26 protein-coding genes are annotated in these 25,951 nt (G+C 61.5%); 9 read left to right on the forward strand and 17 right to left on the reverse strand.

Annotated elements, in window-relative coordinates; genetic code table 11:
- Nucleotides 1-124: 124 nt before the first annotated feature.
- Complete coding sequence (locus tag BXU06_RS04045) at nucleotides 125-1,735, forward strand: peptide chain release factor 3 (RefSeq protein WP_077297064.1); 1,611 nt, start codon at nucleotides 125-127, stop codon at nucleotides 1,733-1,735.
- Nucleotides 1,736-1,823: 88 nt separating this feature from the next.
- Here BXU06_RS04045 and BXU06_RS04050 read toward each other — a convergent pair whose 3' ends face one another.
- The 5 genes from BXU06_RS04050 to BXU06_RS04070 all read right to left on the reverse strand — a co-directional run bounded on the left by BXU06_RS04050 (nucleotide 1,824) and on the right by BXU06_RS04070 (nucleotide 4,920).
- Entirely contained in the window at nucleotides 1,824-2,156 is a 333-nt protein-coding gene (locus tag BXU06_RS04050) for a DUF2322 family protein (RefSeq protein WP_077297066.1), read from the reverse strand.
- Nucleotides 2,157-2,186: 30 nt separating this feature from the next.
- The gene (locus BXU06_RS04055) at nucleotides 2,187-3,131 is read right to left on the reverse strand and encodes a cation diffusion facilitator family transporter (protein ID WP_077297068.1); all 945 of its coding nucleotides are present in this window, start codon (nucleotides 3,129-3,131) and stop codon (nucleotides 2,187-2,189) included.
- A 115-nt stretch (nucleotides 3,132-3,246) separates the two neighbouring features.
- Nucleotides 3,247-3,792, reverse strand: a complete 546-nt coding sequence (locus BXU06_RS04060) for a hydrolase (RefSeq protein ID WP_077297070.1) — start codon at nucleotides 3,790-3,792, stop codon at nucleotides 3,247-3,249.
- Between the two features lie 33 nt (nucleotides 3,793-3,825).
- Nucleotides 3,826-4,485 (reverse strand): glutathione S-transferase family protein, encoded by a 660-nt coding sequence (locus BXU06_RS04065; RefSeq protein ID WP_077297072.1) that lies wholly within the window; start codon nucleotides 4,483-4,485, stop codon nucleotides 3,826-3,828.
- A 66-nt stretch (nucleotides 4,486-4,551) separates the two neighbouring features.
- On the reverse strand, nucleotides 4,552-4,920 hold the full coding sequence (locus BXU06_RS04070) for a hypothetical protein (RefSeq protein WP_150125094.1): 369 nt from the start codon (nucleotides 4,918-4,920) through the stop codon (nucleotides 4,552-4,554).
- A 116-nt stretch (nucleotides 4,921-5,036) separates the two neighbouring features.
- Between BXU06_RS04070 and BXU06_RS04075 the strand changes: the two genes are divergently transcribed.
- The 3 genes from BXU06_RS04075 to BXU06_RS18020 are packed head-to-tail and all read left to right on the forward strand — an operon-like array spanning nucleotide 5,037 to nucleotide 5,817.
- Complete coding sequence (locus BXU06_RS04075; RefSeq protein ID WP_077297075.1) at nucleotides 5,037-5,402, forward strand: helix-turn-helix domain-containing protein; 366 nt, start codon at nucleotides 5,037-5,039, stop codon at nucleotides 5,400-5,402.
- Nucleotides 5,399-5,641 carry a hypothetical protein gene (locus BXU06_RS18015; protein ID WP_253189592.1) on the forward strand — a complete coding sequence of 81 codons (243 nt, stop codon included), beginning with the start codon at nucleotides 5,399-5,401 and terminating at the stop codon, nucleotides 5,639-5,641. The genes BXU06_RS04075 and BXU06_RS18015 overlap by 4 nt, the downstream gene beginning before the upstream one ends.
- Nucleotides 5,626-5,817, forward strand: a complete 192-nt coding sequence (locus tag BXU06_RS18020; RefSeq protein WP_374754324.1) for a hypothetical protein — start codon at nucleotides 5,626-5,628, stop codon at nucleotides 5,815-5,817. Before BXU06_RS18015 ends, BXU06_RS18020 begins: the two co-directional genes overlap by 16 nt.
- Nucleotides 5,818-5,828: 11 nt before the next feature.
- On the opposite strand, the gene ada is transcribed toward BXU06_RS18020, so the two are convergent.
- The 4 genes from ada to ssuD form a co-directional block, all read right to left on the reverse strand.
- Nucleotides 5,829-6,914: a bifunctional DNA-binding transcriptional regulator/O6-methylguanine-DNA methyltransferase Ada gene (ada, locus tag BXU06_RS04085; protein ID WP_077297077.1), complete on the reverse strand. Its 1,086-nt coding sequence runs from the start codon at nucleotides 6,912-6,914 to the stop codon at nucleotides 5,829-5,831.
- Between the two features lie 163 nt (nucleotides 6,915-7,077).
- Complete coding sequence (locus tag BXU06_RS04090; protein ID WP_077297079.1) at nucleotides 7,078-8,046, reverse strand: sulfonate ABC transporter substrate-binding protein; 969 nt, start codon at nucleotides 8,044-8,046, stop codon at nucleotides 7,078-7,080.
- Nucleotides 8,047-8,107: 61 nt separating this feature from the next.
- On the reverse strand, nucleotides 8,108-8,974 hold the full coding sequence (locus tag BXU06_RS04095) for an amidohydrolase family protein (protein ID WP_077297081.1): 867 nt from the start codon (nucleotides 8,972-8,974) through the stop codon (nucleotides 8,108-8,110).
- Entirely contained in the window at nucleotides 8,971-10,122 is a 1,152-nt protein-coding gene (ssuD, locus tag BXU06_RS04100; RefSeq protein WP_077297083.1) for an FMNH2-dependent alkanesulfonate monooxygenase, read from the reverse strand. The genes BXU06_RS04095 and ssuD overlap by 4 nt, the downstream gene beginning before the upstream one ends.
- A gap of 210 nt (nucleotides 10,123-10,332) precedes the next feature.
- Between ssuD and BXU06_RS04105 the strand changes: the two genes are divergently transcribed.
- Nucleotides 10,333-11,064: a GntR family transcriptional regulator gene (locus tag BXU06_RS04105; RefSeq protein WP_077297085.1), complete on the forward strand. Its 732-nt coding sequence runs from the start codon at nucleotides 10,333-10,335 to the stop codon at nucleotides 11,062-11,064.
- A 316-nt stretch (nucleotides 11,065-11,380) separates the two neighbouring features.
- A complete protein-coding gene (locus BXU06_RS04110) occupies nucleotides 11,381-12,085 on the forward strand; it encodes a thiopurine S-methyltransferase (RefSeq protein WP_077297087.1) in 705 nt (234 codons plus the stop codon).
- A 48-nt stretch (nucleotides 12,086-12,133) separates the two neighbouring features.
- Here the strand turns inward: BXU06_RS04110 and BXU06_RS04115 are convergent, their stop codons facing one another.
- Together BXU06_RS04115 and argA are read right to left on the reverse strand one after the other, a co-directional pair.
- Nucleotides 12,134-14,272: a diguanylate cyclase domain-containing protein gene (locus BXU06_RS04115; protein ID WP_077297089.1), complete on the reverse strand. Its 2,139-nt coding sequence runs from the start codon at nucleotides 14,270-14,272 to the stop codon at nucleotides 12,134-12,136.
- Between the two features lie 239 nt (nucleotides 14,273-14,511).
- Nucleotides 14,512-15,825 (reverse strand): amino-acid N-acetyltransferase, encoded by a 1,314-nt coding sequence (gene argA / locus BXU06_RS04120; RefSeq protein WP_077297091.1) that lies wholly within the window; start codon nucleotides 15,823-15,825, stop codon nucleotides 14,512-14,514.
- A 498-nt stretch (nucleotides 15,826-16,323) separates the two neighbouring features.
- Here argA and BXU06_RS04125 point away from each other — a divergent pair, with 498 nt between their 5' ends.
- The 3 genes from BXU06_RS04125 to BXU06_RS04135 all read left to right on the forward strand — a co-directional run bounded on the left by BXU06_RS04125 (nucleotide 16,324) and on the right by BXU06_RS04135 (nucleotide 21,064).
- Nucleotides 16,324-18,348, forward strand: a complete 2,025-nt coding sequence (locus BXU06_RS04125; protein ID WP_171982108.1) for a methyl-accepting chemotaxis protein — start codon at nucleotides 16,324-16,326, stop codon at nucleotides 18,346-18,348.
- Nucleotides 18,349-18,645: 297 nt separating this feature from the next.
- Nucleotides 18,646-20,451: a putative nucleotidyltransferase substrate binding domain-containing protein gene (locus BXU06_RS04130; protein WP_077297095.1), complete on the forward strand. Its 1,806-nt coding sequence runs from the start codon at nucleotides 18,646-18,648 to the stop codon at nucleotides 20,449-20,451.
- Nucleotide 20,452: 1 nt separating this feature from the next.
- Complete coding sequence (locus tag BXU06_RS04135) at nucleotides 20,453-21,064, forward strand: 3'-5' exonuclease (RefSeq protein WP_077297097.1); 612 nt, start codon at nucleotides 20,453-20,455, stop codon at nucleotides 21,062-21,064.
- 42 nt (nucleotides 21,065-21,106) lie between these two features.
- On the opposite strand, the gene BXU06_RS04140 is transcribed toward BXU06_RS04135, so the two are convergent.
- The 6 genes from BXU06_RS04140 to rimO form a co-directional block, all read right to left on the reverse strand.
- Nucleotides 21,107-21,898 (reverse strand): ABC transporter substrate-binding protein, encoded by a 792-nt coding sequence (locus tag BXU06_RS04140; protein ID WP_077297099.1) that lies wholly within the window; start codon nucleotides 21,896-21,898, stop codon nucleotides 21,107-21,109.
- A gap of 69 nt (nucleotides 21,899-21,967) precedes the next feature.
- Entirely contained in the window at nucleotides 21,968-22,291 is a 324-nt protein-coding gene (gene grxD / locus BXU06_RS04145; protein ID WP_077297101.1) for a Grx4 family monothiol glutaredoxin, read from the reverse strand.
- Nucleotides 22,292-22,443: 152 nt separating this feature from the next.
- Nucleotides 22,444-22,902 carry a flagellar assembly protein FliW gene (gene fliW, locus BXU06_RS04150; protein WP_077297103.1) on the reverse strand — a complete coding sequence of 153 codons (459 nt, stop codon included), beginning with the start codon at nucleotides 22,900-22,902 and terminating at the stop codon, nucleotides 22,444-22,446.
- 101 nt (nucleotides 22,903-23,003) lie between these two features.
- Complete coding sequence (locus BXU06_RS04155; RefSeq protein ID WP_077297105.1) at nucleotides 23,004-23,861, reverse strand: pirin family protein; 858 nt, start codon at nucleotides 23,859-23,861, stop codon at nucleotides 23,004-23,006.
- Nucleotides 23,862-24,072: 211 nt separating this feature from the next.
- A complete protein-coding gene (locus tag BXU06_RS18570; protein WP_077297107.1) occupies nucleotides 24,073-24,345 on the reverse strand; it encodes a YqaE/Pmp3 family membrane protein in 273 nt (90 codons plus the stop codon).
- Nucleotides 24,346-24,585: 240 nt separating this feature from the next.
- On the reverse strand, nucleotides 24,586-25,914 hold the full coding sequence (gene rimO, locus BXU06_RS04165) for a 30S ribosomal protein S12 methylthiotransferase RimO (protein ID WP_077297109.1): 1,329 nt from the start codon (nucleotides 25,912-25,914) through the stop codon (nucleotides 24,586-24,588).
- Between the last annotated feature and the right edge of the window lie 37 nt (nucleotides 25,915-25,951).

Here is a 25,951-nt window from a genome sequence, read left to right on the forward strand (position 1 = left end):
CAATCCGCCGATTGTACCCTGCTGGCCCGCCGGCTTGCTGCACTGCAAGGTTTTTTCTGCGCAAGCATTTTCCCGCTGACCATAATCCATTACAATTCAACGCTTTTCCCGCACCGGCCCCCTCATGTCCGACGCCCTGACCGCCCTGGCCAGCGAAGCTGCCCGCCGCCGCACCTTTGCCATCATCTCCCACCCCGACGCCGGCAAAACCACGCTCACCGAAAAACTCCTGCTCTTCTCCGGCGCCATCCAGATGGCCGGCACCGTCAAAGGCAAAAAAGGCGGCAAATTCGCCACCTCCGACTGGATGGACATCGAAAAACAGCGCGGCATCTCGGTCGCCTCGTCAGTCATGCAGTTTGATTACCGCAACCATGTGGTCAACCTGCTCGACACCCCCGGCCATCAGGACTTCTCCGAAGACACCTACCGCGTGCTCACCGCCGTCGATGCCGCGCTGATGGTGATCGATGCCGCCAAGGGTGTGGAAGCGCAAACCATCAAGCTGCTTAACGTCTGCCGCCTGCGCCACACCCCGATCGTCACCTTCATGAACAAGTACGATCGCGAAGTGCGCGACTCGCTGGAACTGCTCGACGAAGTCGAAAACGTGCTCAATATCCGCTGCGCGCCGATCACCTGGCCCATCGGCATGGGCAAAACCTTCCGTGGTGTGTATCACCTGCTGCGCGACCAGGTCATGCTGTTTGAAGCCGGCCAGGACATCGCCGACCAACTGGTCAGCGAAGTCATCGACGGCATCGACAACCCGCGTCTGGACCAGCTGTTTCCGCTGGAAATGGAACAGCTGCGCATGGAAATCGAACTGGTCAAAGGCGCGTCCAATGAATTTGACCTGAACGCCTTCCTGGCCGGCCAGCTCACCCCGGTGTTTTTTGGCTCGGCCATCAACAACTTTGGCGTGCGCGAAATCCTCAACGCCCTGGTCGACTGGGCCCCGCCGCCCTCCGCCCGCGACGCCACCGTGCGCCAGGTGGACCCCGCCGAAAGCAGATTCTCCGGCTTCGTGTTCAAAATCCAGGCCAATATGGACCCGAAACACCGCGACCGCATCGCCTTCATGCGCGTCTGCTCCGGTCGTTTCGAGCGCGGCATGAAAATGAAACACCTGCGGCTCAACCGCGACATCTCCGCCTCCAGCGTGGTCACCTTCATGGCCCACGACCGTGAAATTGTCGAAGAAGCCTTTGCCGGCGACATCATCGGCATCCCCAACCACGGCAATATCCAGATTGGCGACAGCTTCTCCGAAGGCGAAGCCCTGCAATTCACCGGCATCCCCTTCTTCGCCCCCGAACTGTTCCGCTCGGTGCGCATCCGCAACCCGCTGAAAATCAAGCAACTGCACAAGGGCTTGCAACAGCTGGGCGAAGAAGGCGCCGTGCAAGTGTTCAAACCGGCCAACGGCGCAGACCTGATTCTGGGTGCCGTCGGTGTGCTGCAGTTTGAAGTCGTCGCCCACCGCTTGCTCAGCGAATACGGCGTGGAAGCGGTGTTCGACCCGTGCCAGATCTACACCGCCCGCTGGGTCAGCTGCGACGACGGACGCATGCTGGGTGACTTTGAAAAAACCCTGGTCAACAACGTCGCCATCGACGCCGCCGGCAGCCTGGCGTATCTGGCCCCGAACCGGGTGAATCTGGATCTGACCCAGGAACGCTGGCCGAAGGTGGTGTTCCATGAGACGCGTGAGCATGCGGTGAAGTTGTCGTAACCGGCAGCTTGCCCACCGCTGACCACCACCCCCAATACCGCGCCAGAGCCAAACACCTGGCGCGGTGTTGCAGATGGCACCACACGGTTCAGGCCAGCGCTTCCAGCTGGCAGCTCAGCGTAGCGCCGCCCTGTTCGGCAATGGCCAGCAGGCGGTCGATGTTCGGGTGCGCGCCAGGGCGGGCGCGTGCATCAGCCGTGTGTTCGGCAAACAGCACCAGGCCATGGCGGGCGGCGGCGGCGTCAATCTGGCCAAACTGCTGGTAGAGCGCATGGTAGACCGCCAGCGAACCAGCCTGGCCAGGTTTGTTTTCCAGCCGGGCCACCTGGCCGCTGGCGTTGTGCAGGGTCAGTGCCCCCAGGTGGGTCACCGCTGGCAGGCTGGCCAGTACGTCGCGAAACAGGGTGGGGGTGGCAGTCATGGCAAGTCCTTTTCTGTGGCCGTCAGGCCGTCAATCATGGTTGTCGGGTTCAACAAACGACCATTTTACCTGAGGAAAGCGGGCGCGAATGGCCACTTCCAGGCTGTTGATCTGCTCGATGGCCTGCTGTTCCTGCTGCGGATGAACCTTGCATGCCAGCATCACATACGGGCCCATTTGCAGGGTAATCAGCCGGTACAGACGGCGTACTTCTGGTCGCGCTTCGATAAAACGGCTCAGTTCGGCTTCAATCTCTGCTCCGGCCGACTGGCCAATCATCAGGCCGTAGATTTCCCGCATCAGCGTCAGCGAAATCAGCACCAGAATCCCGCCCACCACCATGGAACCCAGCGCGTCGAATACCGGGTTGCCGGTAGCCAGCGACAACAGCAACGAGACAAAGGCCACCAACAGGCCGGCCAGCGCGGCAATGTCTTCGGCCAGCACCACAATCAGCTCGCTTTGCCGGCTGTCGCGGTAAAACTGCCACAGCGAGCGGCCCCCGGCGATGGCACGGATGTCCTTGACGCACTTGCTCAGTGAAATGGCTTCGGCCAGCACGCTGTACGCCAGCACCCCCATGATCAGATACGGCAGCGGCAGGCTGAACGACCAGCCCAGTACATGCATTTCGCGCGCGCTCAAATCCGGCGCATGGCCGCTTTGCAGGGTGTGCCAGCCTTCGTACAGGGCAAACAGCCCGCCCAGGCCAAACAGCATCATCGCCACAATGAAGCCCCAGAAATAACTGGCCTTGCCGTAACCCAGCGGATGGTCGGCGTCGGGCGCTCTGGCCGACTGGCGAATGCCCCAGAACAGCAGCACCTGGTTGGCGCAATCGGCAAAGCTGTGAATCGCCTCAGCCAGCATCGAGCTGGACTGGGTCAGTGCGGCGGCAATGCTCTTGACAATGGCAATGGAGAGATTGGCAAACAGCGCGTAGACAATCGCGCCGGTAGAAGAATGACCGCTCATGGCAACAGTTCAAAAGAGATAAAGCCGCTATCTTGCCACGCTTTGCCGCAAAGGTTGTGCGCAACAGTCAGGTGCAAACCACGTCGGCGCCCTGACATGCGCCGACGTCTCCGGTTTACTTATTGACCAGATAGCGTTGTGACATCTGGCGGAACATCGGGTCGCCCGAGCTGCGCAGCAGCTCAAACAGCACCATTTCCCGGCTGACCAGCCACACCCCGGCCTGCTGGTAACGCAGCAGCGCGGTGTCCAGATCGTGCTGGGCGCGGCTGCTGATGCCGTCGGTGACGACAAATACCTCCTTGCCGGCCGCCTTGAGCTCCAGCGCGGTTTGCAGCACGCACACATGCGCTTCCATCCCGACCAGCACCACCTGGCGACGCGCCATCAGGCTGTCGGGCAGGCACTGGGCAGCCACGCAGGAAAAGTGTTTTTTTTCCACCACAGGTGCATCCGGGCACAGCCTGGCCAGCGCCTCGACGGTGTGGCCCAGCCCGGACGGGTATTGTTCAGACAGCACCACCGGCAGGCCAAGATCGACCGAGGCCTGCAGCAGCCAGCCCACCCGGTTGACCAGACCTTGCGGGTCAAGCACCGCCGGCAACAGTTTTTCCTGAATGTCCACCACCAGCAGGGTGGCGTTGTCACGTTGAATCAGCATGTGGTGTTCTCTTCTTTTGTTCGATATCGGGCATCAGCCCTGGCGATAAGGTTCGGCCTGGGCAATCACTTCGCTTTCGGCGCACGCGTCGGCATACCAGGCCTGCAAGGCCGGCAGCGCCAGAATGGTATCAGCATAGCAGGCCGCCACGCCATCCAGCGCGACGCCGTAGGTGTGCAGGCGGCACACCACCGGGGCAAACATGGCATCGGCGTAGCTGAACGGCCCAAACAGGAAGGCCCCGTGCTGGCTGTGGCGCTGACGCAAGCCCTGCCAGATGGCCTGAATCCTGGCGATATCGGCCAGTACTTCCGGGGTGTGGCCGCAGCCGGGCAGGCTGGCGCGCAGATTCATTGGCATCTGGCTGCGCAGCGCGGCAAACCCGGCGTGCATTTCTGCGCTGACCGAGCGCGCCTCGGCGCGCAGGCGGGCATTGCTGGGCCACAGCCCGTGTTCGGGAAAGCGTTCGGCCAGGTATTCGCCAATCGCCAGCGAATCCCACACCACCAGTTCGCCGTCCTTCAATGCCGGCACCTTGCCCGATGGTGACACCGCCAGCAGGCGGCTGGCGCTGTCTGGCTGGTACAGCGGAATACGGGCCTCGCGAAACGGGATGTCCAGCTGGCGCAGCGCCAGCCAGGGCCGCAACGACCAGGAAGAGTAATTCTTGTTGCCAAGATAGAGCGTGAGCATGCCGATACCTTCGTCATGACGGGAGAGACTGCCAGACTACATGCGAGCCATGGAAAAAAACAAGCCTCAGTTGGCCGATTTGATCCGCTGCCCCGCCAGCTGGTGCAGGCCGGCCCCCAGTGCCAGGCTGATCCACAGCGCATTGGCCATCGGAAACCCAGACAGGCTTAGCGGCAAAATGCCCTGGACGGTATACGCCAGCCCTACCGCCAGATCAATCAGCTGGATGACAATCATGTTGCCAATCCAGAAGCGGTGCGCCTGTGGCTGGCGGGCTACCACCCACAGCCCGGCCCCATACGCCAGAAAACGCGCAGCCAGCATGCCAAGCGGATAATGTATGTCCTGCGCCACGGCACTGTGTCCCATGGCTTGCAGCAGCCAGTCCGGCCCAAGCAAATACAGCAGCCCCAACACCAGTTGAATGCTTCCCACCAAACGTAGCACACTACCCAACATAACTTGCCCTTTTAATGTGAATAAATTTCACATATGCTAGCAAGCCACACCCCTGCCCACAAGCAGGCACTTTTTATTCAGGAACTTACCGCATGGAAACGGCTTTTTGCGACGAGCGCTGCCCGGTTCAGGCTACCGCCGAACTGATTCAGGGCAAATGGACAACCCGGCTGATTGGCGTGCTGCTGCCCGGCCCTTTGCGCTTTGCCGAGCTACAGCGCCAATTGCCCGGCATCAGCAGCAAGGTGCTGAGCGCCCGCCTGCATATGCTGCTGGCACATGAGCTGATTTCGCGCCAGGTGCTGCCCAGCGTGCCGCCCGGCACAGAATACCGGCTGACCCCACGCGGCGTGCAACTGGCTGGGGTGATTCAGTCGATGTATGCGTTTGGTCAGTTTCTGCTCAGCGCCGAGCTTGCGGACCCCATCGAGGACACGCAGGAAACCAGCCTGACATGAGCCAACCCTTGCCTTCTCCACCCAGCCTGCTGGCACCGCCGCCACGGCTGTATCTGGGCTGTCTGGCGCTGGCCATGGGCCTGCAATGCTTCTGGCCGCTGCCGCTGGGCATGCCGCTGAATGGGCGTCTGGCGCTGGGTGTCGGGCCGGCACCTCGGGCAATCCGCGCCAGGATAGCCAGCACCTGGTGCGGCATGGCCCATTTGCCTGGTCGCGCAACCCGGTGTATGTGGCCATGACCGGGCTGTATGCCAGCCTGGCCGTGCTGGCCAATAGCGCCTGGCCCTGGTGGCTGTTGCCGCCCCTGCTGCTGGCCATGCAGCAGGGGGTGATTCGCCGCGAGGAAAGCTATCTGCTGGCCCGATTCGGTGCCCCCTATGCCGACTATCTGCAACAGGTGCGCCGCTGGCTGTAACGCACGCCAGATCAGCCGTTTTCGTCCTGTTGCGCCTCACGCGCCAGCAATGCCCGCTTGCGTTCCACCCCCCAGCGATAACCCGAGATGCTGCCATCGTGGCGCACCACCCGATGACAGGGAATCGCCACCGCCAGCGCATTGGCTGCACACGCGCCCGCCACGGCGCGCACGGCGCTGGGTGCGCCAATGCGCTGGGCAATCTCGCTGTAACTGGCGGTCATGCCGGGCGGAATCTCCCGTAGCGCCTGCCATACCCGCTGCTGAAACGCCGTGCCACGAATATCCAGCGGCAAATCCAGCCCCACCTTGGGGCAGTCAACCCACCCCACCACCTGCGCCATCCACTGTTCAAATCCGGCATCACCGCCCAGCAGCGTTGCCTTGGGAAAGCGCGCCTGCAGGTTGCGCACCAGTGCGTCGGGGTCGTCCCCCAGCAGGATGGCGCACACCCCACGCGCACTGGCAGCCAGCAGAATCGCCCCCAGCGAACATTGCCCCACAGCAAAACGCAGCTGCTCGGCCACGCCGCCAGCCTGGTAGTGGCTGGGGGTCATGCCCAGCAGTTGGGTCGATGTTTGGTAAAAATGCCCGCTGGACTGATAACCGGCCTGATACAGCGCATCGCTCACCCTGGCGTGCTGGCCCAGCGCCTCCCGCACCCGCGCCGCCCGCAGCGCCTGGGCGTAGGCATGGGGTGTCACCCCGGTCACCGCCTTGAACACCCGATGCAGATAATGTGGGCTCATCCCGGCCTGTTCTGCCAGCCAGGCCAGGCTGGGCGGCGTGTCAGCGGCTTCCATCAGCCGGCACAAACCGGCAATCCGCTCGGCGTGCTGCGCCGCCAGCGGCGGCTGCTCTGGCTTGCAGCGCCGGCAGGGCCGAAATCCTGCCAGCCTGGCGGCATCGCCAGTCAGAAAAAAGCGGACATGCTCAGGACGCGGCGTGCGCGCACCACACGTGGGGCGGCAGTACACGCCGGTGCTGGTCACCGCATAGTAAAACAGCCCCTCGGCAGCAGGGTCGCGCGCCAGCAGTTGCGCCCAGCGCGGGTCTTGCCGGGTGGCCTCGGCCAGGCGTTCGGTGTCTTGGGACATGACGATGGGATGACTGCGTGAGGAAGATGACTGGAAGTGTAAGCAGGATGGGCGGGAGGCGCACTCTGGATCTTGCGCTTGAATTTTTTTCAGCGGGGAACCGCCCGGATAAGGCGCTGCCCCGGACCATGCCCGCACGCATGGTCCGGGGCAGCAGGGGGGTTTACTTCCCGCCCAGCCCCGTCCAGACAATCTCCTTTACCACCAGCTTTTTCGGAATCAGCTTGAGCTGGTAAAACGTATCGGCAATCCGTTGTTGCTCGGCCACCACTTTGGCGTCGAGCGGACGCACGTCATAGGTGCCCCGGTCGGCGGCAATCTTGACAATATTGGCGTCCAGGCCAATTTGTGACGACAGCTGACTGGCCACTTCCTTCAGGTTCTGTTTGGCCCAGCCATCCAGGCGGGCAAGTTCTTCGACGATCACCTTCACCACTTTGGCGTTATTGTCGGCGTAGCTGCGCGAAGCCAGATAAAACTGGTGATTGCTGACATGGCCCACGCCATCGGCCACCAGGCGGGCACCCAGCTGTTGTTCGGCGGCGGCAAAGAATGGGTCCCAGATCACCCAGGCGTCAACGCTGCCGCGTTCGAATGCGGCGCGGGCGTCGGAGGGTGACAGGAAGACGGTTTGCACATCCTCATACTTCAGGCCGGCCTTTTCCAGCGCCTTGACCAGCAGGTAGTGCACATTCGAGCCCTTGTTCAGTGCCACCCGCTTGCCTTTCAGGTCATGCACCGATTTGATCGGCGAGTCCTTGTGCACAATGATGCCTTCGCCTTTCGGGGCCGGTGGCTCATGGGCCACATACACCAGGTCAGCGCCGGCGGCCTGGGCAAAAATCGGCGGGGTTTCCCCGGTGGTGCCAAAGTCAACGCTGCCCACGTTCAGCGCTTCCAGCAGTTGCGGGCCACCGGGAAATTCGGCCCATTTCACCTGAATACCCAGCGGGGCCAGGCGTTTTTCCAGCGTGCCTTGGGCCTTGAGCAGCACCAGCGTGCCGTATTTCTGATAGCCAATCCGCAGGGTATCGCTGCCGGCGGCCCAACTGGGCGCGGGCAAGGCCAGGCTGAGCGCCAGGGTGGTCAGTGCGCCGAGCAGGCGGCGGCGGGTAAGGGTGAATGCAGTCATGGTTCAGCTCCGTAAGGCCTGCCCCGGCGTGCGCCGGGACAGGCCATGCGTTAGGGGGTTGTTAGCGGTTCGATGGGGTGGCGGCGTCCAGGCCCAGCAAGCGGGCGGCGTTGCCGTACAGCACGCGGTCGATCACGTCTTCCTTGAAGCCCAGCGCCAGAAAATCGTCAATCGACTGGCCAATCGGGCGGAACGGATAAGACGAGCCAAACAGCAGCTGGTCACGCATAAAGCCGTTGGCGGCATCCACATAGCCATGAGCACCGGCCACAAACAGATACATGTCGGGCACCACATACACGTTTTCATGGCGGAAGGCCACGCCGACAATGCCGGCAACATTGGGATAAAAACCGTGGTAGCAGACAATCGGCAGCTGCGGAAAAGCCTGCGCCAGCCGGCCAATTGCTGCCGGGTCGTTGTAGCTGGGGTCGGGGGTGGTCGGACCGGACATGATGAACACCGGCACACCCAGCGCCGCGCAGGCTTCGTACACCGGGTAATAGGCACGGTCGTCGGCGTGGCGGGCGGGCTGGCCAAAACCAGGCTCCACGTCGATACCGATCAGGCCCAGGGTGTTGACCGCCCGCTCCAGCTCGTCCAGCGCCGGCTGCACGCCCTGGACAATCGGGTCCACCGCGCCCACGCCAAGCAGCACGTCGTGACCGGCAACAATCTGGTGAATCTGGTCGTTGGGCAGATGCTGGCCGGGGGTGTGGCGACCGACCACCACGGCGCGGGTCAGCCCGGCCTGGTGGATTTCCTGCAAAAACCCTTCCTGGGTCAGCGACGGGGTGAAATGCTCGTCATGCTGCGAACCCACCCGACGGTTCAGCCAGCGCGCGGTGGCGTAGGCGGCGGTGCCTGAGGTGGCACCAAAAAAGTCGTGCAGATAGGCTGGCCGGCAGCGCATGTCGATCACGTTCATGCTGCCTCCTGTTCCACCGCCGGGGCATCCGCCAGGGTGCTGGCGTCAAATGGCCCACCGGTGACAATCTTGCCCTGCGGGCGCAGCTCGGCCTTGCCCGGCAGCAGCGGAAACACCAGTTCGGCAAAGCGGTAGGCTTCTTCCAGATGCGGGTAGCCGGACAACACAAAGCTGTCCACGCCCAGGTCGGCGTATTCCTTCAGCCGCGCCGCCACGGTGTGCGGGTCACCCACCAGCGCAGTGCCGGCACCGCCACGCACCAGACCCACCCCGGCCCACAGATTGGGGCTGACTTCCAGCTGGTCGCGCCGACCCTTGTGCAGGGCCGTCATGCGCCGCTGCCCTTCCGAATCCATCTGCGCGTAGCGCGCCTGCACCTTGGCAATGGTGTCGTCGTCGATATGTTCAATCAGCGCTTCGGCGGCGGCCCAGGCGGCTTCGCTGGTTTCGCGCACAATCACATGCAGGCGCACGCCAAAGCGCACGGTGCGGCCATATTTGGCGGCGCGGGCGCGCACGTCGGCAATTTTTTCCGCCACGGCGGCTGGGGGTTCGCCCCAAGTCAGATAGGCGTCAACATGCTCGGCAGCCAGCTCGTGCGCGGCAGGCGACGAGCCGCCAAAGTAAATCCCCGGATGCGGGGTTTGCACTGGTGGGAAGAAGTTGCGCGCGTCACGCACGGTGTGATGCTGGCCGGTAAAGTTGACGGTTTTGCCCGCCAGCAGCTCACGCCAGATGGTCAGGAATTCGCTGGCTTCATCGTAGCGGGCATCATGGTCAAGAAAAATCCCGTCGCCGGCCAGTTCGACCGCGTCGCCGCCGGCCACCACATTGACCAGCAGACGGCCATTGCTCACCTGGTCCAGCGTGGCGGCCTGACGGGCGGCGGCGGTAGGCTGGGTCAGCGCGGTGCGCAGCGCCACCAAGAGCTTGATGCGCTGGGTGACAGTCGCCACGGTAGAGGCGGTCACCCAGGGATCGAGGCAGCCGCTGCCGGTGGGAATCAAAATGCCATCGTAGCCAAGCTGGTCCACCGCCACGGCAATCTGGCGCAGGTAGGCATTGGTGGCCGGGCGGGCGGCATCGGCCTTGCCCAAGTAACGGGTATCGCCCGAGGTGGGCAGGAACCAGAAAATATCAAGACTCATCGCGCATTCCTCATTACAGGTGGACAGCCGCCGGCGGGGCCGACAGTTGCGTCAGGGGATGGCAAGGATTCTAGGCCGCGCCCACCCGCTGGCAGAAATGAGGAAAGCTGCAAAGCTTTGCAGATAAAGTTATAACCTGTCATGACCAGTTGATCGCCCGACGCGGGTATACTGGCCACACCCTTTGCTGATCCGGACATCGCCTACCCAATGACCTCCCGACTAGACCTCAGCCAGCCGCTACACGGCCAGATCCGCGACTGGCTACGCGGCGAAATTCTTGCTGGCCGCTACCTGCCATACGCGCGCCTGCCCTCGGAAAAGGCGCTGATGAGCCAGTTTGGCGTCAGCCGCATCACCGTGCGCCACGCACTGGGTGTGCTGGCACAAGAAGGCCTGCTCAGCACAGTAGCCGGCAAGGGCAGCTTTGTCGCTCCGCCCAAACCCGCCCAGGCGCTGGCGCGGCTGCAAGGCTTTGCCGAAGCGATGCACAGCCAGGGGTATCAGGCGTATAACCGGGTGGAATCGCTGGTCGAACGTCCTGCCAGCGCCACTGTGGCCCGCTGGCTGGCGCTGGCCGAAGGCGCACCAGTCACTGAAATCCGCCGCGTGCGCCACCTGGACGGCGTGCCAGTGTCGGTGGACCTCACCTATGTGCCGGTGGAGCTGGGCCGGCGGCTGGCGCAGGCAGACCTGGCCGGGCGCGATATCTTTGCCATCTATGAACAGGATTACGGCATCGCCCTGGGCTATGCCGAGCTGAGCATCGACGCCGTTGCCGCCAGTGCCGAGCTTGCTACCCGGCTGGAGGTGGCCGAAGGCGCGCCGCTGATCCATCTGGAGCGGATGACCTACACCCGCGACGGCCAGCCGCTGGAGCTGGACTGGATTCATTACCGGGGCGATCGTTTCCGCTATCGGCTGCGCATTGACCGCGAGTAAGCGGGCCGGCTGACACGGGGGGTTTAACCTGGTCGGCACTGGGCGGCCCTGCTCCATGGCAAGCCCACAGGGGTCACGCGCTCATGGGGTGCTGCTGCCTGAAGCGGAGGATGACACAGGGACGAAGCCAGCCATAAAAAGGCGCATCGGGATGTGGCCGGCAGGCGGTTTTTTTGCGCAGCACAGGCCGAAAAAGCTTTCGCCAACCCGAAAAGACTGTGTTACGGTGCCATCATGCAGTGCACCATCCTTCCTGCTCCGCCCTGAGTTGCCCGACCGGATTCAGACACCTTCGCCCCTGACTGCGAGACTGCTCATGTCTGTTTCCCGGCCCCCGCCGGCCACCAGCCGCGACCATGCGCTATGGCAACAATGCTGGCGTGACCGGCATATCGATTTTCATCAAGCTGTCCCCAACCCGCTGCTGATGCGCTTCTGGCCTACGCTGGCGGCTGGCGCGCGCGTGCTGGTGCCGTTGTGCGGCAAAAGCCTCGACATGGGCTGGCTGGCGGCGCAAGGCCATCAGGTGGTGGGGGTGGAGCTTAGCCATCTGGCCATCCGGGCATTCTTTCGCACGCTTCAGCTCAAGCCGCGCCGGCATGTGGTGGGCGACTTTACCGTATGGGAAAGCGGCCCGTTCCAGCTGTGGTGCGGCGATTATTTTGCCTTGAGCCGCGAGCTGCTTGGGCCGATTGATGCCGTGTACGACCGCGCCGCGCTGACTGCCCTGCCGGAAGATCTGCGCAGTGCTTACGTGCTGCAGTTGCGCCGCCTGCTGCCTGCGGCGTGTCCGGTGCTGCTGCTGACGGTGGAAGATGCCGAAGAAGGCGAAAGCGCCGAACAAACGGCAGAGGCCGCCGAGGAAATCGGCACGCTGTTCACCCTGGCGTTCAGCGTGCAGCTGCGTCATGTGGAAAGCGTCAGCGAGGCGGAGGGTCAGGCTGAACACAAGGTGTATCAGCTGTATACCCAGGTGGAGGGTGAACCGGCGGCACCATGGGCACCGGCTGGCCCGGTGTAGCAAGCCGCCTGATGGCCCTGTCCTCCGGACGCTTTCCGGGGATGGCCCTCAGCCGAACAACTCGTCGATCATCGACGGCTGGGCGTCGTCGTGGCCAGTGTCGGCAAACACGGTGGGCTCCAGGCGCTGCGGTTCTTCCGGATAGGTGTGGGCGTGCAGCAGGTGGCTGGCGTCCAGTTTCATGCTGCTGTCAAACACCACCCAGCAGCCGCGTTTGTCCTGTTTCTTGGCCTGATACATGGCGGCGTCGGCAGCGGCGACCAGCGTGTCGGCGTCCTTGGCGTGCGAAGGATAGACGGCAATGCCCAGACTGGCGCTGACCCGGCGCTTGACGCCGTCAAATTCAAAGTCGAGCCCGGTGATTTGCTGCACCACCCGGCGTGACAGCATGGTGGCGTCGTAGGCGCTGGCTTCCGGCAGCAGCACGGCAAATTCATCCCCCCCCAGCCGGCAGAATACTTCGTTTTGCCGCACGGTTTTATTCACCACCCGGCCAATGTCGATCAGCACTTGGTCGCCGGCGGCGTGACCGTGGCTGTCGTTGATGATCTTGAAGTCGTTCAGGTCAAAAATCACCAGCGCCATCGGCTGCTCGCGCCGGTCGGCGCGTTTGACCATGCGCTCCAGCTCGGTATCAAAGCGGCGGCGGTTGTAAATGCCGGTGAGGGTGTCGCGCTCGGCCAGGAAGATGAGCTGTTCGGCGGTGGCGCGTTCGGCGGTGACATCCTCAAAAATCCACAGGCTGCCATGTTCGTTATCGTTGACTTCCACATGCTGGAAGGCCAGCACCCGCTTATCGTCCAGGCGCAGCTCGTTGCGCGGGGCTTCTTCCTCGCTGGCGTCGTGTGGGGCAAACATCGCCGGCACCAGGCTGCTGAGGTCTTCGCCAATCAGTTGGTCCACCGACGACAGGCTGAGCATGCGGGCAAACATCGGGTTGGCGTAGGCAATGCGGTGCTGGTGGTCGGTCAGCACCATGCCGATTGACAGCGAGGAAAACAGCGCGGTCAGCCGGGCACGTTCGCGTTCCACCTCGCGCAGATGGGCTTCGTTCTGCTGCTGCAGCGCCTGCAGTTCGGCAAATGCCTTGTTCAGTGCCAATTGGTCGTTCTTGATCTGGGTGCAGTCCATCACACTCAGCCGGCAGCCCTGATAAACATCGAGCGCGCCATAAATCGGGTGCCAGTTGGCCATTAGCCACAGCCAGTGGCCGCTTTGGTGGCGGGCGCGAAATTCAAAGCCCTGGCCCGAGGTGCGCGCCTCAATGGCGTGGGCCAGGGCGCGGCGCAGGCGCTGGCGGTCGTCGGTGTGGACAATGGTTTCCAGCACCGAGACCTGGGCCATGCATTCTTCACGGGTATAACCGATGATGCGTTCCGACGCGCTATTGGTCCAGAACAGCTTGTTGTCCGGGTTGATCCATAATTCCCAGGCGTAGGCGTAGTCGGCAATCGCGTGCAGCATGTTCTTTTGCGACTGGATTTCGCCAATCTGCTGGCGCAGCGCGTCGCGCATATGGCTGAAATGGCGGGCCAGCTGGCCAATTTCATCGTGGCGTGCTTCCGGAACCTGTACATCGTACTGGCCATCGGCAATCGCCTGTGCGGCGCGGCCCAGCCGGCGCAGCGGGCGCAGTAGCCAGGCACCCAGCAGCCACTGCAAGCCAAGCAGCGAAAACACGCTGAACAGGCCAATCAGCGCACACCAGCCCAGCGCCCGCGACAGTGCATCGCGCGCGTCGGCCACCGACAGGCCGTATAGCACTTCGCCCACTGGCTGGCTGCCGTATTGCAGCGTCAGCCGGTGGTGAAACACCTGGTCATTGCGGCCAAACAGCATGAATGAGGCCAATTGGTCGGGCGGCGGCGGGGCGTGGCGGGCATTCCAGGCACTGCTGGCCAGCATCTCACCCTGCGGCGAGCGCACCGCCAGATAGACAATATTGTCGTAGCGGGTAAAGCGTTCCACTTGTCCGTACAGGGTATTGAGGTCTTGACTGGACACCGGTTCCAGCAAGGTGGCGCTGACCAGCCGGTCGAGCGTGGCCAGCTGGGTGGCCAGGTCGCGGCGGGCAATATCGTGCAGGGAATACAGGGTGACTGCCGAGATCAGCCCGACAATCATCAGGTTGATCAGCAGGCCCAGGCCAATCAGGCGAAAACGCAGGGAGTGGGTGCGAAGCAGCATGCGCGCAATCCGTCAGCTTAACGCAGGACGGCCATGCTGCATGGCAGCATGGCAAGGCCATGGCGGACGTAACTTGCCATGGTGGCCGGGCCAGGAATGTTCAATGCGCCCGTGTGCATTCTGCAGCCTCCCTGCGCTGTTGGTGCGGCATGAACAGGCCATGCGCACCTTTAGCTATATGGTTATCGTTTTAAGTTATTTATTGCGGCTTCATTATCCGCACTTCTGGCAAAATCCGTCTACAGCTTCTTGAAAAAAACCTTGGAACGTCGCTGAAAGTTATAAATCTGCTGTTTTGCCTGTGGCAACTCAGTGATATCCCCTGGCACAAAGCCGCGTTCGACAAACCAGTGGGCGGTCTGGGTGGTCAGCACAAACAGCCGTGCCACCCCGCTGGCGCGCGCCAGGGTTTCCACATGGCGCAGCAGGGTTTCGCCATAGCCTTCGCCCGCCCATTCCGGATCCACTGCCAGACAGGCCAGTTCGGCCATGCTGACCTCGGCAAACAGGTTCATCGCCACACAAGCAATAATTCGACCATCGTGCTCAAGCAGGGAGAACTTCTGGATTTCCATTTCCAGCTGTTCACGCCCGCGCTTGACCAGGGTGCCCAGCCGCTCCAGCGGCTCGATCAACGACAAAATGTCACCAATATCATCGATACTGGCTTCGCGCAGACGCACCAGCGGTTGCGGGGAGATCATTGAGCCAATGCCGTCGTGGGTGAACAGCTCGGTCAGCAGCGCACCTTCGGTACGGTGGCTGATCAAATGCGCACGCTTGACCCCCTGGCGGGTGGCGCGGATGGCATAAGGCAGGTAAATCGCCACATCGCCGCCGCTGTGGGCGGGCTGTTCGGCCAGAAACGCCTCGGCTTCATTGGCGGTCAGCTGGCGCAACAGTTCGCCGCGCGTATCCATGATGCCGGGGGTGTCGGTCAGAAAAATCAGTTTTTCGGCTTTCAGCGCAATCGCGGTGGCGCTGGCCACTTCTTCCAGGGTGAGGTTGAAAATCTCGCCACTGGGAGAATAGCCCAGCGTGGACAGCATCACCAGTTCGCCGGCGTCCAGCCGGGCATGCAGCGCCGGGGTGTCAATCTTGCGGATTTGCCCGGTGTACAGCATGTCCACCCCGTCGCGCACGCCCAGGGGTCGCGCCACCAGATAGTTGCCAGCGGCCACGCGCAAATTGGCCCCGGCCATCGGCGAGTTGGGCAGCGCCATTGACAGCCCGGCCTCGATATCGGCACGGGTGACGCCAACCGCCTGTTTGACAACTTCCAGGGTGTCGGGGTCGGTAATGCGGATGCTGCCATGAAAGCGTGGGGTCAGGCCCTGCACGGCCAGCAGGGCATCAATCTGGGGGCGGGCGCCGTGCACCAGCACAATGCGCACGCCCATGCTGACCAGCAGGTTGAGGTCGTAGCTCAGCCCGGCAAACTTGCCCTGGCTGATGACTTCGCCGCCAAAGGCAATGACAAAGGTTCGGCCCCGAAAGGCATGGATATACGGCGCGGCTTCGCGAAACCACTGAACAAATTCTGGCGTGCTCATCGGCGGACACAACATCTATTGGCAGTTTTGATCGGCTCACGATAGCAGGAAGTCTGTCGCAATGCACATGACGGCGCGACAAATGTTGCATTGCAAGAAGATGACGGCCAGCCGCACCAGGAACACAGGCCAATCCCGCCAGGCTGGCTGTTTGGCACGAAGCGCCAAGCCTGGGCAGAGCAGGCCTGGCAAATGGAAAAACTGGGTATATGAAAATAAAACGTGTTCTTGTTTATATGATTGAAACAAACGTTGAACTTATTGAACAGCCTTTCATAAAATATCGGGCAGTTCACTGATGAAGTCCCGCTATCATGTCGATAGGAAAATGAAGGCAAAACGTATTCCCCCCGTGCATTTGTCTTCATCTCCACCCATTAGGGCATGACCCTGAATGCGTTATTTCAGCATAACAAAGGCTATGACAGAGGCGGGATGCGCCCGCTTCCGGAACATGGCCGAAACCATGCAGCACATTATTTTCGGGAGAGTTTTAACATGCTGAAATCCTTGAGTTTCCGGCAGAAAATCCTGTTGGCGGTTCTGGTGACTGTGTTTCTGGGGTTTGCGGTCACCCTGGGCTTTGTCAATATGGCCAACAGTCAGGATGCCCGTCGCCAGGGCGAAGCGCTGGCAGAACAAATGGCCGCCCGCTATGCGGAACAAACCGAAAAAACCCTGAATGAATCGATGAAAGCCGCCGCCCAACTGGCGCAAACCTTTGAAGGCTTGCGCCAGGGAGGCATGCCGTCTCGCCCCACGCTGGATGCGCTGCAACGCCGGGTGCTGATGGCCAACACCGGCTTCATCAATATCTGGGTTTTATTCGAACCCAATGCGCTGGATGGGCGCGATGCCGAATTTGCCAACACGCCGCACCATGACCGCAGCGGTCGCTATGTGCCTTACTTTACCCGCAAGCCAGATGGCAGTATCGGCCAGGAAATTCCCGGTGGCGGCAAGGGCGAGGTGCTGGAATACGACCGCCCTGGCGATGGCGACTACTATCTGGTGCCCAAGCAACGTGGCATGGACACCATCACCGAGCCCTATGAATACGATGTGGCCGGGCAGAAAATGCTTTTGTCCTCGTTTGTGGCCCCCATCAAGGACAGCAATGGCCGCTTTATCGGTGCGGCTGGGGTGGATGTGCCGCTGGCCAGCGTGCAAAACGAGCTGGGCAAGGTCAAGCCGTTTGATGAGGGCTATCTGAGCGTGCTGTCCAACGGCGGCGTGTATATTGCCCATCCAGACACGGGCAAGCTGGGCAAGGCAGCGGCTGACCTGTCGCCGGAAGCACTGGCGGCGATCAAGGCCGGCAAGGTGTTTCACTATCAGGCTGCCGGCAACTGGATGCACTTTCTGATGCCAATCCACATTGGTCAGTCGGGCACGCCGTGGGCGGTGGCGGTAAGCATTCCGATGGACAAGGTGATGGAACAGGCCAATGCCACACGTAATCAGTCGCTGTGGATCGGTCTGGCCTGCCTGCTCGGGTTGGGCGTCATCCTGTTCATGGTGCTGGCCCGTCTGATTCGCCCCTTGAACGAGTTGTCGCGGGCAATGAGCTATCTGGCCAGCGGCTCGGGTGACCTGACCCGGCGCATGCGGGTGTCGGGCAACGATGAAATCGGCAAGGTGGCCCTGGCATTCAATGCGTTTGTCAGTCAGCTGCACGAGATGTTCAGCGGGGTGAAACAGCACGCCGAAGCCCTGGCCCGCCATGTGGACGAACTCAGCCAGGTATCCACCCAGGTGGCCGAAGGCTCGCAGCGTCAGTCCGAAGCCGCTAGTGCTACCGCCGCCACCATCGAGCAGGTGACCACCAGCATCAACCATATCGCCAACAGCACCCGCGATGCAGAAAGTGTGGTCAACCGCACCGGCAGCCTGACCCGCGATTCGGCTACCGTGGTTAACCGCTCATCCAGCGAAATTGGCCAGATTGCCGGCGCGGTGCGCCAGCTGAATGACAACCTGGCCGCGCTGGAAGGCCGTTCCGGACAGATCAGCGCGATTGTCAATGTCATCCGCGACGTGGCCGACCAGACCAACCTGCTGGCACTGAACGCGGCGATTGAAGCCGCCCGCGCTGGCGAGCAGGGCCGGGGCTTTGCCGTGGTGGCCGACGAGGTGCGCAAGCTGGCTGAGCGCACTGGCCAGGCAACCGTGGAAATTGCCGGGATGATTACCGCCATCCAGCACGACACCCGTGCAGCAGCAGGTGGCATGACCGCCGCGCTCAGCCAGGTGGATCAGGGCGTCGAGCTGGCCCAGCAGGCAGCGCAGGCGATTGCCGCCATTCAGGACAATAACACCCAGCTGATTGAAAAAATCCACGAAATTGCTGACGCCACTGCCGAGCAGTCGCTGGCCAGCACCGACATTGCCCGCAATGCCGAGCGGATCAGCAGCATGGCTGCCGACAACGACGCCGCCATTCAGCACAGCGCCAACGCCACCCGCCAGGCGCAGACCCTGGCGGCCAGCCTGCGCGAGATTGTGTCGCACTTCAAGCTGTAACGCCCACGCCGAATGCCGCCTTGCCCTGCGGTGAGACATAGGGCAAGGCGGCGGGTTTTTGCCTGGCTGACCCTGAAGGTGGTCTACCGGCCCATGCCGCCACCGGACGATGCACTGCACTAATGACAATGACAAAAACTGGTGGTATTAACCAGAATTTCAGTAAAAATCAGCAAAAACCTCTGTTGCATCGCACAAAATCCGCTTTTTGTCAGGATAACCCTACTGCTGGCATGTGCAAGCCATGACATAAGCGTTATCATGGTGGTTTGCTGAATTTCGCCGGAGAACCACCGCATGAGCCGCTTTGATTTCCTGCACCCCCCTTTCGATGTCCTGACCGCCGCCGAGCGCGAACAGGTGGAAAAAGCGGTTGATATCGTGTTCTATCCCAACGAAGAAGTGATTCTTGGCCCAGGCCAGGCGGTGGATAGCCTGTTCATGGTGATCAAGGGCATCGTGCGCGAAGTGGCCGAAGACGAAATCATCGCGGTGTACCACGCCAACGACACCTTTGATGCCCGTGCGCTGATTGCTGGCAACTCGGTTCACCGCTTTGAAGTACACGAAGAAGCGCTGGTGTTTGTCCTGCCCAAAGAAGCGGTGATGGCGCTGATTGAATCCAACCCGGTATTTGGCGCATTTTTCTTCCAGAGCGTGTCGGAAAAGTTTTCCGCCATGGCCCAGCGTTCTGGCAACCGCGAGCTGCAAACCCTGCTGACCGCCACCGTGCGCGAAGCCTGCGTGAAAACCCCGGTGTTTCTCGACAGTGCGCAAACCGTACTGGACGCTGCCCGGACGATGAAGCAGCAGCGGGCCAAATCCATTCTGGTGCGCGATGGCGAGCGCATTGGCATTTTTACCGCCAGTGATTTCCGCGACATCATCCTGACCAATACCCCGGCCAGTACGGCGCTGGGCGACACTGCACATTTCAATCTGGTGACCACGGATGCCGGCGATTACCTGTTCAACGCCCTGCTGACCATGACCCGCCATCACATCCAGCGTGTGGTGGTGACCGAAAACGGCCAGCCCACCGGTGTGCTGGAACAGATTGACCTGCTGTCCTACTTCTCCAACCACTCGCACCTGATTGCCCAGCAGATCGAGCTGGCCGAATCGCTGGATACACTCAAGAGTGTGGCCGGGCAGATTGACCGGCTGGTGGCGGTATTGTCCAGCCATGGGGTGAAGGCGCCGCAGCTGGCGCGGCTGGTGCAAACGCTGAATGCCCAGCTGTTTGCTCGCGCCTGGCGGCTGATTGCACCGGAAGAGCTGGTCGATAACAGCTGTCTGATTGTGATGGGCAGCGAAGGCCGTGGCGAGCAGATCATCAAGACCGACCAGGACAATGCGCTGATTGTCCGCGATGGTTTCAGCCATCCCTACCTGGAAGACGCCTGCGCGCGCTTTTCGGCCACGCTGATCGAGTTTGGTTATCCGCCCTGCCCTGGCCAGATCATGGTCAATAATGCACTGTGGCGCAAACCGCAGGCGGATTTCCACGACCAGCTGTATCGCTGGGTGTACCTGCCGGACGCGGATGCGCAGATGAATCTGGCCATTTTTGTTGATGCCGAGTCGGTGGCGGGCGATGCCGAGCTGCTGCATCAGGCCAAGCGCTATCTGCGTTCGATCATGTCTGACGATGCCGGTTTTTATCTGCGCTTTGCCCGCGCCATCGAGCAGTTTGACACCCCGCTGGGGCTGTTCTCGCAGTTGCTGACCAAGTCGCAGGGCGGGGTGTCCACGCTGGACCTGAAAAAAGGCGGGATCTTCCCGATTGTCCACGGCATCCGCGCCATGGCGCTGGAATACCAGCTGGAAGCCAGCAATACCCTGGAGCGGATCAAAACCCTGGTCGAACAGGGGCATCTGGAGGCCCAGCTGGGCCATGACACTGCCGAAGCGCTGGGCTTTTTGCTGGAAATGCGCCTGAAAGCCGGCCTGAGCATGCTGGCTGACGGCAAGGCTCCGTCCAACCTGATTGAGCCGGATCGCCTGTCCACCCTGGAGCGCGACCTGCTGAAAGACGCACTGGCCGTGGTCAAGCGCTTTAAAACCACCATTCGCCACCACTTCAAGATGACCGGGTTCTGACATGTTTGCTGCGCTGAAAACCACTTGGGCGCGCAAGCGCCTGTCCAACCCTGCCTATGCCCATCTGTTTGACGGGCATCCGGATGAAATGGTCAGCGTGGATTGCGAAACCACCAGCCTGAATATCCGTGAAGCCGAACTGCTGTCGATTGGCGCAGTGCGCATTCGCGGCAACCGGGTGCTGACCAGTGAGTCGTTTTACATGCTGGTCAAACCGGAACGCCTACCGATTGGGGCCAGCGTGGCCGTGCATGGCTTGCGTCCGATTGATGTGTCCAATGGTGTGCCGCCGATGGTGGCAGTCAAGGCGCTGCTCGACTTTATTGGTGGTCGCCCGCTGGTGGGCTATTACCTGGAATACGATGTCGGCGTGCTGAACAAGTACGTGAAGGGGCTGATCGGCATTGGCCTGCCGCAGGCGCAGACTGAAGTATCCGGCCTATACTACGACTGGAAGCTCAAGCAAAACCCGGATGGCTACGTCGATCTGCGCCTGCAGCCCATGCTGGACGAACTGGCGATTCCCACCCTGGCTCGCCACGATGCGCTGAATGATGCCATTACCGCCGCGATGATTTTGCTGGCCATGCGCCAGCGTGGGGCCAAGGTATAGCGCCACGGGGCTGCGCGTTGCCGTCGCAATTGGCCCGACACATCAGCCGGGGGGTGCCGCCAGCTGCTTGAGGTAGCTGCGCTGACGCTGGCGCAGTGTGGGCAAGCTCGGTGCGTGCCGCGCCAGCGCGTCCAGCACTGGCTGTAGTCGGGCATCGTGGCGAAAGCACACGCGCAAGGGGTGCTCGGCCAGCCAGCGGGCATGAAATTCCAGGGCAAGCGCTTCATTGCGCAGCGGTGAACGTTCCAGCAGGTAATACATCACCTGATTGTCAATCACCGCCACATCAATCCGCCGCTGTACCAGCTTGCGCAGATTGCTGATATCGCTGCTGGCCACATCCACCGGCAACTGGCCACTGGCCACTGCCGCGTCAAATGCATCGCTGTTGGCATAGCCGCTGACCACGCCCACCCGGTAGCGACTCAGGTCGCTGATCGTTTCCCAGTCAATCACCCGCCCCGGCAGATAGGCCAGGCCAAGCACGCTGCTGCCAATCGGGGCGCTGAGCTTGCAGCGGCGTTCGGTGTCGTGGGTCTGGTATTCTGGAAAATAGCCATCCAGACCGGGACGATGGCCAATGCCATCGCGAATGGTGCGCGCCCACGGCAGCCAGACCACTTCCAGCCGATACCCGGCCTGCGCCAGCATCTGGCGCAGGATGGCGGTGCTGCTGCCTTGCTCGGGCAAGCTGGCGGCGGAAAAGGGGGCCCAGTCGCTGGAGGCCAGCCGGACCACCGGGCGGGGATCCGGCATCGTCGGCGCGGCCAGAACGCTGCCCGCCCAGAGCACGCCAAGCCAGACCATCCGGTGGATGCCGTGGTAGAGCGTCATTGGTGTTCTCCTGGCTGACGACACAACAACGTCCCGCAAGCGGGGCGCTGGAGGAAGCGGCTGTGTGGCTCAGCCCTGCACGTCGTTGAGCAGGGTTTGCAGTTCGCCGTTTTCAAACATCTGGCTCATGATGTCGGAACCGCCGATGAATTCACCTTTGACGTACAGCTGCGGAATGGTGGGCCAGTTGGAGAATTCCTTGATGCCCTGGCGGATGGCGGCATCCTGAAGCACATCAACAGTCATGATCTTGTCCACATTGCAGGCCTTGAGAATCTGCACGGCGCGGCCGGAAAACCCGCACTGCGGAAACTGGGCCGAGCCTTTCATGTAGAGCACCACCGGGTTTTCGGAAACTTGTTGCTGGATCACATCGTGAATCGAGGCTGACATGGTTGAATCCTTTTTCATGCGAACGGGGGCGGGGAATACCCGAGTAATTTGTTAGGATTTTAATCCGCCACAGCAGCAGGGTCAACGCTGGTGCCGCACACAAAAACGCCACCCCATCGCTGGCGTGGCGTTCAGATCAGGCAACCGGGCAATCAGGCGGCGCGGTTGTGCAGCACCATATCACATTGCAGCTGGCCCAGTTGCAGGCCACGCAGCGAAACCGAGTTGATGATCAACGGGTTGCGCAGATTGGCACTCAGCGATTTGAGCAGCGGGTGGGTATTTTCGTCGATGGCGTCGCTGCCTTTGTAAATCATCACCAGCACCAGGGCATCTTCCGGGTTGGCCAGTTGCAGGGCATCCACTTCTTCGGCGCTGAGTTCCACTTCGTAGCGCACGCCAAATTCTTCCGGTGCCACCACGCTGAACAGCACATCAGCGTCATCCAGCGACTGCATCCAGAACACGCGCGGGCTATCAGCTTGTTCAGACTCCTCATGGAACAGCTTGAAACGCTGGCAGGATTCGAACCCCGGCAACCCCAACGGGAAATTCAGAACCGTGTTTTCATCAACAGTAACTTGTCCGAGCAGGTTCGATTGAAACAACATTGTAAGACTCCTCCGCAAAGCGGATGACATGGGAACACTGAAGATTCTGACACAGCCATTCTGTCCTACCCATTGCGGTAAGTCAAAGCCTGTGCATTTACTCAGGCCAGCGTGCCGGCGCGCATTTCGGCAATGGCCTGCTCGATCTCGTCGCGGGTGTTCATCACAAACGGCCCCCACTGGGCAATCGGCTGGTTCAGCGGCTGTCCGGCCAGCACCAGCAAGCGTGCGCCGCTGGCGCTATGCAGCTGTACGCCATGGCTGGCCGGGTTTTGTGTCAGCACCGCCAGCGTGCGCACCGGCAAGGCTTGATCCGCCACACTGAGCGTGCCGTCGTAGAGATAAACGGCGGCATGATGGCCTGCAGGCAGCGCCAGGCATTCGCTGGCACCAGCGGGCAGATGCACATCCCAGTAGCATGGTTCGGTGTCTGCTTCCTGAATCGCCCCTTCCACACCGTCCACACCGCCGGCAATCACCCGAATCAGGCTGCCTGCCTGGGTGCGCAGTTCCGGAATCGCCTCGGCGGGCAGGTCGCGGTAGGTTGGCGCACTGAGCTTGCGTGCGGCGGGCAGGTTGATCCACAGTTGAAAGCCATGCATCAGGCCATCTTGCTGTTCCGGCATTTCCGAATGCAAGATGCCGCGCCCGGCATTCATCCACTGCACCGCGCCGGGACCGAGCACGCCTTCATTGCCCACGCTGTCACGATGGCGCATGCGCCCGGCCAGCATATAGGTGACGGTCTGAAAGCCACGATGTGGATGCTCGGGAAAACCGGCCAGATAGTCGCCAGGCTGGTCGGAGCGGAACTCGTCCAGCATCAGGAAGGGATCAAGCCGGCGCTGTGCGGCAGCACCATGCAGGATACGCAGCAGGCGCACCCCGGCACCATCCGAAGCGGCTTGCCCGGCAAGGGTGAATTCAATCTGGCGGCTGATAAATGCAGACGGTGACATGAAGAGGCTCCCTGGCAGAGTCAGTCAGGATTGCTGAACTTGATCTGTGCCAATTAATGAATGAACATGCTGCTCAATGCAACTCATACATCCATTCTAGGCAGCCAGCTGCCAGCAAGATAGCGAGGAAATCTGCCAGAAAGGTTCAAAAAATCTGAATATCAGCCACTTGGCCTGCCGGAACGGCTGACGGGTCTGCCGTGCGTCCGGTTTAATAGCGACGCCGATTGGTGGGCATTTTGGCGCTGACAGGGGCCGGCTTGCTCGAGATGGGAGGGTGAACTGGGGCCGGATGATGTGTCCGGTGCGCATGGGGGCGATGCTGGCTGGCGCTGGCCTGGCCCAGCGCATACATGGCCCAGAGCGCAGCTGGCAACCAGCCAACCACGGTCAGCTGAAGCAACAGGCTGACCACGCCGGCCCCGGTGCGATGCAGGCGGAAAAATGCAGTGAATGGCAACAGGATGGCAAGCAGGACGCGCATGATCGATCTCCCGACAAGACACCTGGAACAAAACGGCTCAGTTCTTCCCGCCTGGCGCTGTCGCAGGGGACGGCAAGCGCAGAGACCGTCAGGGCGGTTTTGTCCGTGGTGTGTAATACGCTGGAACTGTAGTCACATCGGCTACAGCAGACATCAAGGTATCAAGGTCTTTCTGCCATGTTAGCGCAAACCGGGAAGGGTGAGGAGGATTGGCGCGGCAGCGCCGGCCTCCAGGCTGTATCAGTCGTCCAGCCGCTCACCCCACAAGTCGTATTCGTCGCTGTCGATGATGCGCACTTCCACCCAGTCGCCCACCTGCAACCCATCGCTATCGGCCACAAATACCAGACCGTCGATTTCCGGCGCATCGGCGTAGCTGCGGCATACCGCACCTTCGTCGTCGATTTCATCCACCAGCACGGTCATGATCTGGCCCACGCGGGCGGCCAGTCGGCGGGCGCTGATGTCTGCCTGCAATTCCATCAATCGTGCCTTGCGCGCTTCCTTCACGTCTTCCGGCACTGGGTCGGGCAGTTCGTTGGCAGCGGCACCGTCCACCGGCGAGTAGGTGAAACAGCCCACCCGGTCCAGCTCGGCTTCACGCAGGAAATCCAAGAGGATATTGAAGTCCTCTTCGGTTTCGCCAGGAAAGCCAACGATGAAGGTGCTGCGGATTACCAGTTCCGGACAGATTTCCCGCCATTTGCGGATGCGTTGCAGCACATTGTCGGCATTGGCCGGGCGCTTCATGGCCTTGAGCACTTTTTGCGACGCGTGCTGGAACGGGATGTCCAGGTAGGGCAGGATTTTGCCTTCGGCCATCAGTGGAATGATTTCATCCACATGCGGATAGGGGTAGACGTAATGCAGGCGTACCCACACGTCCAGCTTGCCCAGTTCTTCGCACAGCTCGGTCATCCGGGTTTTCACCGGGCGGCCTTGCCAGAAGCCGGTGCGGTATTTCACGTCCACGCCGTAAGCGCTGGTGTCCTGGGACACCACCAGCAGCTCTTTGGCCCCTCCCTTGACCAGCGCCTCGGCTTCTTTCAGCACCTCATGGACTGGCCGGCTGTCCAGGTCGCCGCGCAAGCCGGGGATGATGCAGAAGGTGCAGCGATGGTTGCAGCCTTCGGAAATCTTCAGATAGGCGTAGTGGCGTGGGGTGAGCTTGATGCCGGCTGGCGGCAGCAGGTCCATGAAGGGGTCGTGCGGCTTGGGCAGGTGCTGATGGATATGTTCCATCACTTCGCTGGCGGCGTGCGGGCCGGTGACTGCCAGCACGGCGGGATGCACGTCGGTGACCATTTTGCCGTCAGCACGGGCCCCCAGACAGCCGGTGACGATCACCTTGCCGTTTTCATTGAGCGCTTCACCAATCGCATCCAGCGATTCAGCCACCGCTGAATCGATAAAGCCACAGGTATTGACCACCACCAGATCGGCCCCGTCATAGCTGGGGGAAATTTCGTAGCCTTCGGCGCGAAGGCGGGTGAGGATGTGTTCGGAATCGACCAATGCCTTGGGACAGCCAAGACTGACGAACCCGACTTTGGGTACGGTATGTGCCATGGAGAAAAAGACTCATGCAAAAACGAACAAAGCCGGA

Origin of the sequence: Aquaspirillum sp. LM1 (genome assembly GCF_002002905.1) — a bacterium.
Lineage (GTDB): Bacteria > Pseudomonadota > Gammaproteobacteria > Burkholderiales > Aquaspirillaceae > Rivihabitans.

Bases quoted from the DNA above. Each gene is read 5' to 3' on its own strand.
- BXU06_RS04045 (WP_077297064.1), top strand. From the start codon at position 125: ATGTCCGACGCCCTGACCGCCCTGGCCAGCGAAGCTGCCCGCCGCCGC.
- BXU06_RS04050 (WP_077297066.1), bottom strand. From the start codon at position 2,156: ATGACTGCCACCCCCACCCTGTTTCGCGACGTACTGGCCAGCCTGCCA.
- BXU06_RS04055 (WP_077297068.1), bottom strand. From the start codon at position 3,131: ATGAGCGGTCATTCTTCTACCGGCGCGATTGTCTACGCGCTGTTTGCC.
- BXU06_RS04060 (WP_077297070.1), bottom strand. From the start codon at position 3,792: ATGCTGATTCAACGTGACAACGCCACCCTGCTGGTGGTGGACATTCAG.
- BXU06_RS04065 (WP_077297072.1), bottom strand. From the start codon at position 4,485: ATGCTCACGCTCTATCTTGGCAACAAGAATTACTCTTCCTGGTCGTTG.
- BXU06_RS04075 (WP_077297075.1), top strand. From the start codon at position 5,037: ATGGAAACGGCTTTTTGCGACGAGCGCTGCCCGGTTCAGGCTACCGCC.
- BXU06_RS18015 (WP_253189592.1), top strand. From the start codon at position 5,399: ATGAGCCAACCCTTGCCTTCTCCACCCAGCCTGCTGGCACCGCCGCCA.
- ada (WP_077297077.1), bottom strand. From the start codon at position 6,914: ATGTCCCAAGACACCGAACGCCTGGCCGAGGCCACCCGGCAAGACCCG.
- BXU06_RS04090 (WP_077297079.1), bottom strand. From the start codon at position 8,046: ATGACTGCATTCACCCTTACCCGCCGCCGCCTGCTCGGCGCACTGACC.
- BXU06_RS04095 (WP_077297081.1), bottom strand. From the start codon at position 8,974: ATGAACGTGATCGACATGCGCTGCCGGCCAGCCTATCTGCACGACTTT.
- ssuD (WP_077297083.1), bottom strand. From the start codon at position 10,122: ATGAGTCTTGATATTTTCTGGTTCCTGCCCACCTCGGGCGATACCCGT.
- BXU06_RS04105 (WP_077297085.1), top strand. From the start codon at position 10,333: ATGACCTCCCGACTAGACCTCAGCCAGCCGCTACACGGCCAGATCCGC.
- BXU06_RS04110 (WP_077297087.1), top strand. From the start codon at position 11,381: ATGTCTGTTTCCCGGCCCCCGCCGGCCACCAGCCGCGACCATGCGCTA.
- BXU06_RS04115 (WP_077297089.1), bottom strand. From the start codon at position 14,272: ATGCTGCTTCGCACCCACTCCCTGCGTTTTCGCCTGATTGGCCTGGGC.
- argA (WP_077297091.1), bottom strand. From the start codon at position 15,825: ATGAGCACGCCAGAATTTGTTCAGTGGTTTCGCGAAGCCGCGCCGTAT.
- BXU06_RS04125 (WP_171982108.1), top strand. From the start codon at position 16,324: ATGCTGAAATCCTTGAGTTTCCGGCAGAAAATCCTGTTGGCGGTTCTG.
- BXU06_RS04130 (WP_077297095.1), top strand. From the start codon at position 18,646: ATGAGCCGCTTTGATTTCCTGCACCCCCCTTTCGATGTCCTGACCGCC.
- BXU06_RS04135 (WP_077297097.1), top strand. From the start codon at position 20,453: ATGTTTGCTGCGCTGAAAACCACTTGGGCGCGCAAGCGCCTGTCCAAC.
- BXU06_RS04140 (WP_077297099.1), bottom strand. From the start codon at position 21,898: ATGACGCTCTACCACGGCATCCACCGGATGGTCTGGCTTGGCGTGCTC.
- grxD (WP_077297101.1), bottom strand. From the start codon at position 22,291: ATGTCAGCCTCGATTCACGATGTGATCCAGCAACAAGTTTCCGAAAAC.
- fliW (WP_077297103.1), bottom strand. From the start codon at position 22,902: ATGTTGTTTCAATCGAACCTGCTCGGACAAGTTACTGTTGATGAAAAC.
- BXU06_RS04155 (WP_077297105.1), bottom strand. From the start codon at position 23,861: ATGTCACCGTCTGCATTTATCAGCCGCCAGATTGAATTCACCCTTGCC.
- BXU06_RS18570 (WP_077297107.1), bottom strand. From the start codon at position 24,345: ATGCGCGTCCTGCTTGCCATCCTGTTGCCATTCACTGCATTTTTCCGC.
- rimO (WP_077297109.1), bottom strand. From the start codon at position 25,914: ATGGCACATACCGTACCCAAAGTCGGGTTCGTCAGTCTTGGCTGTCCC.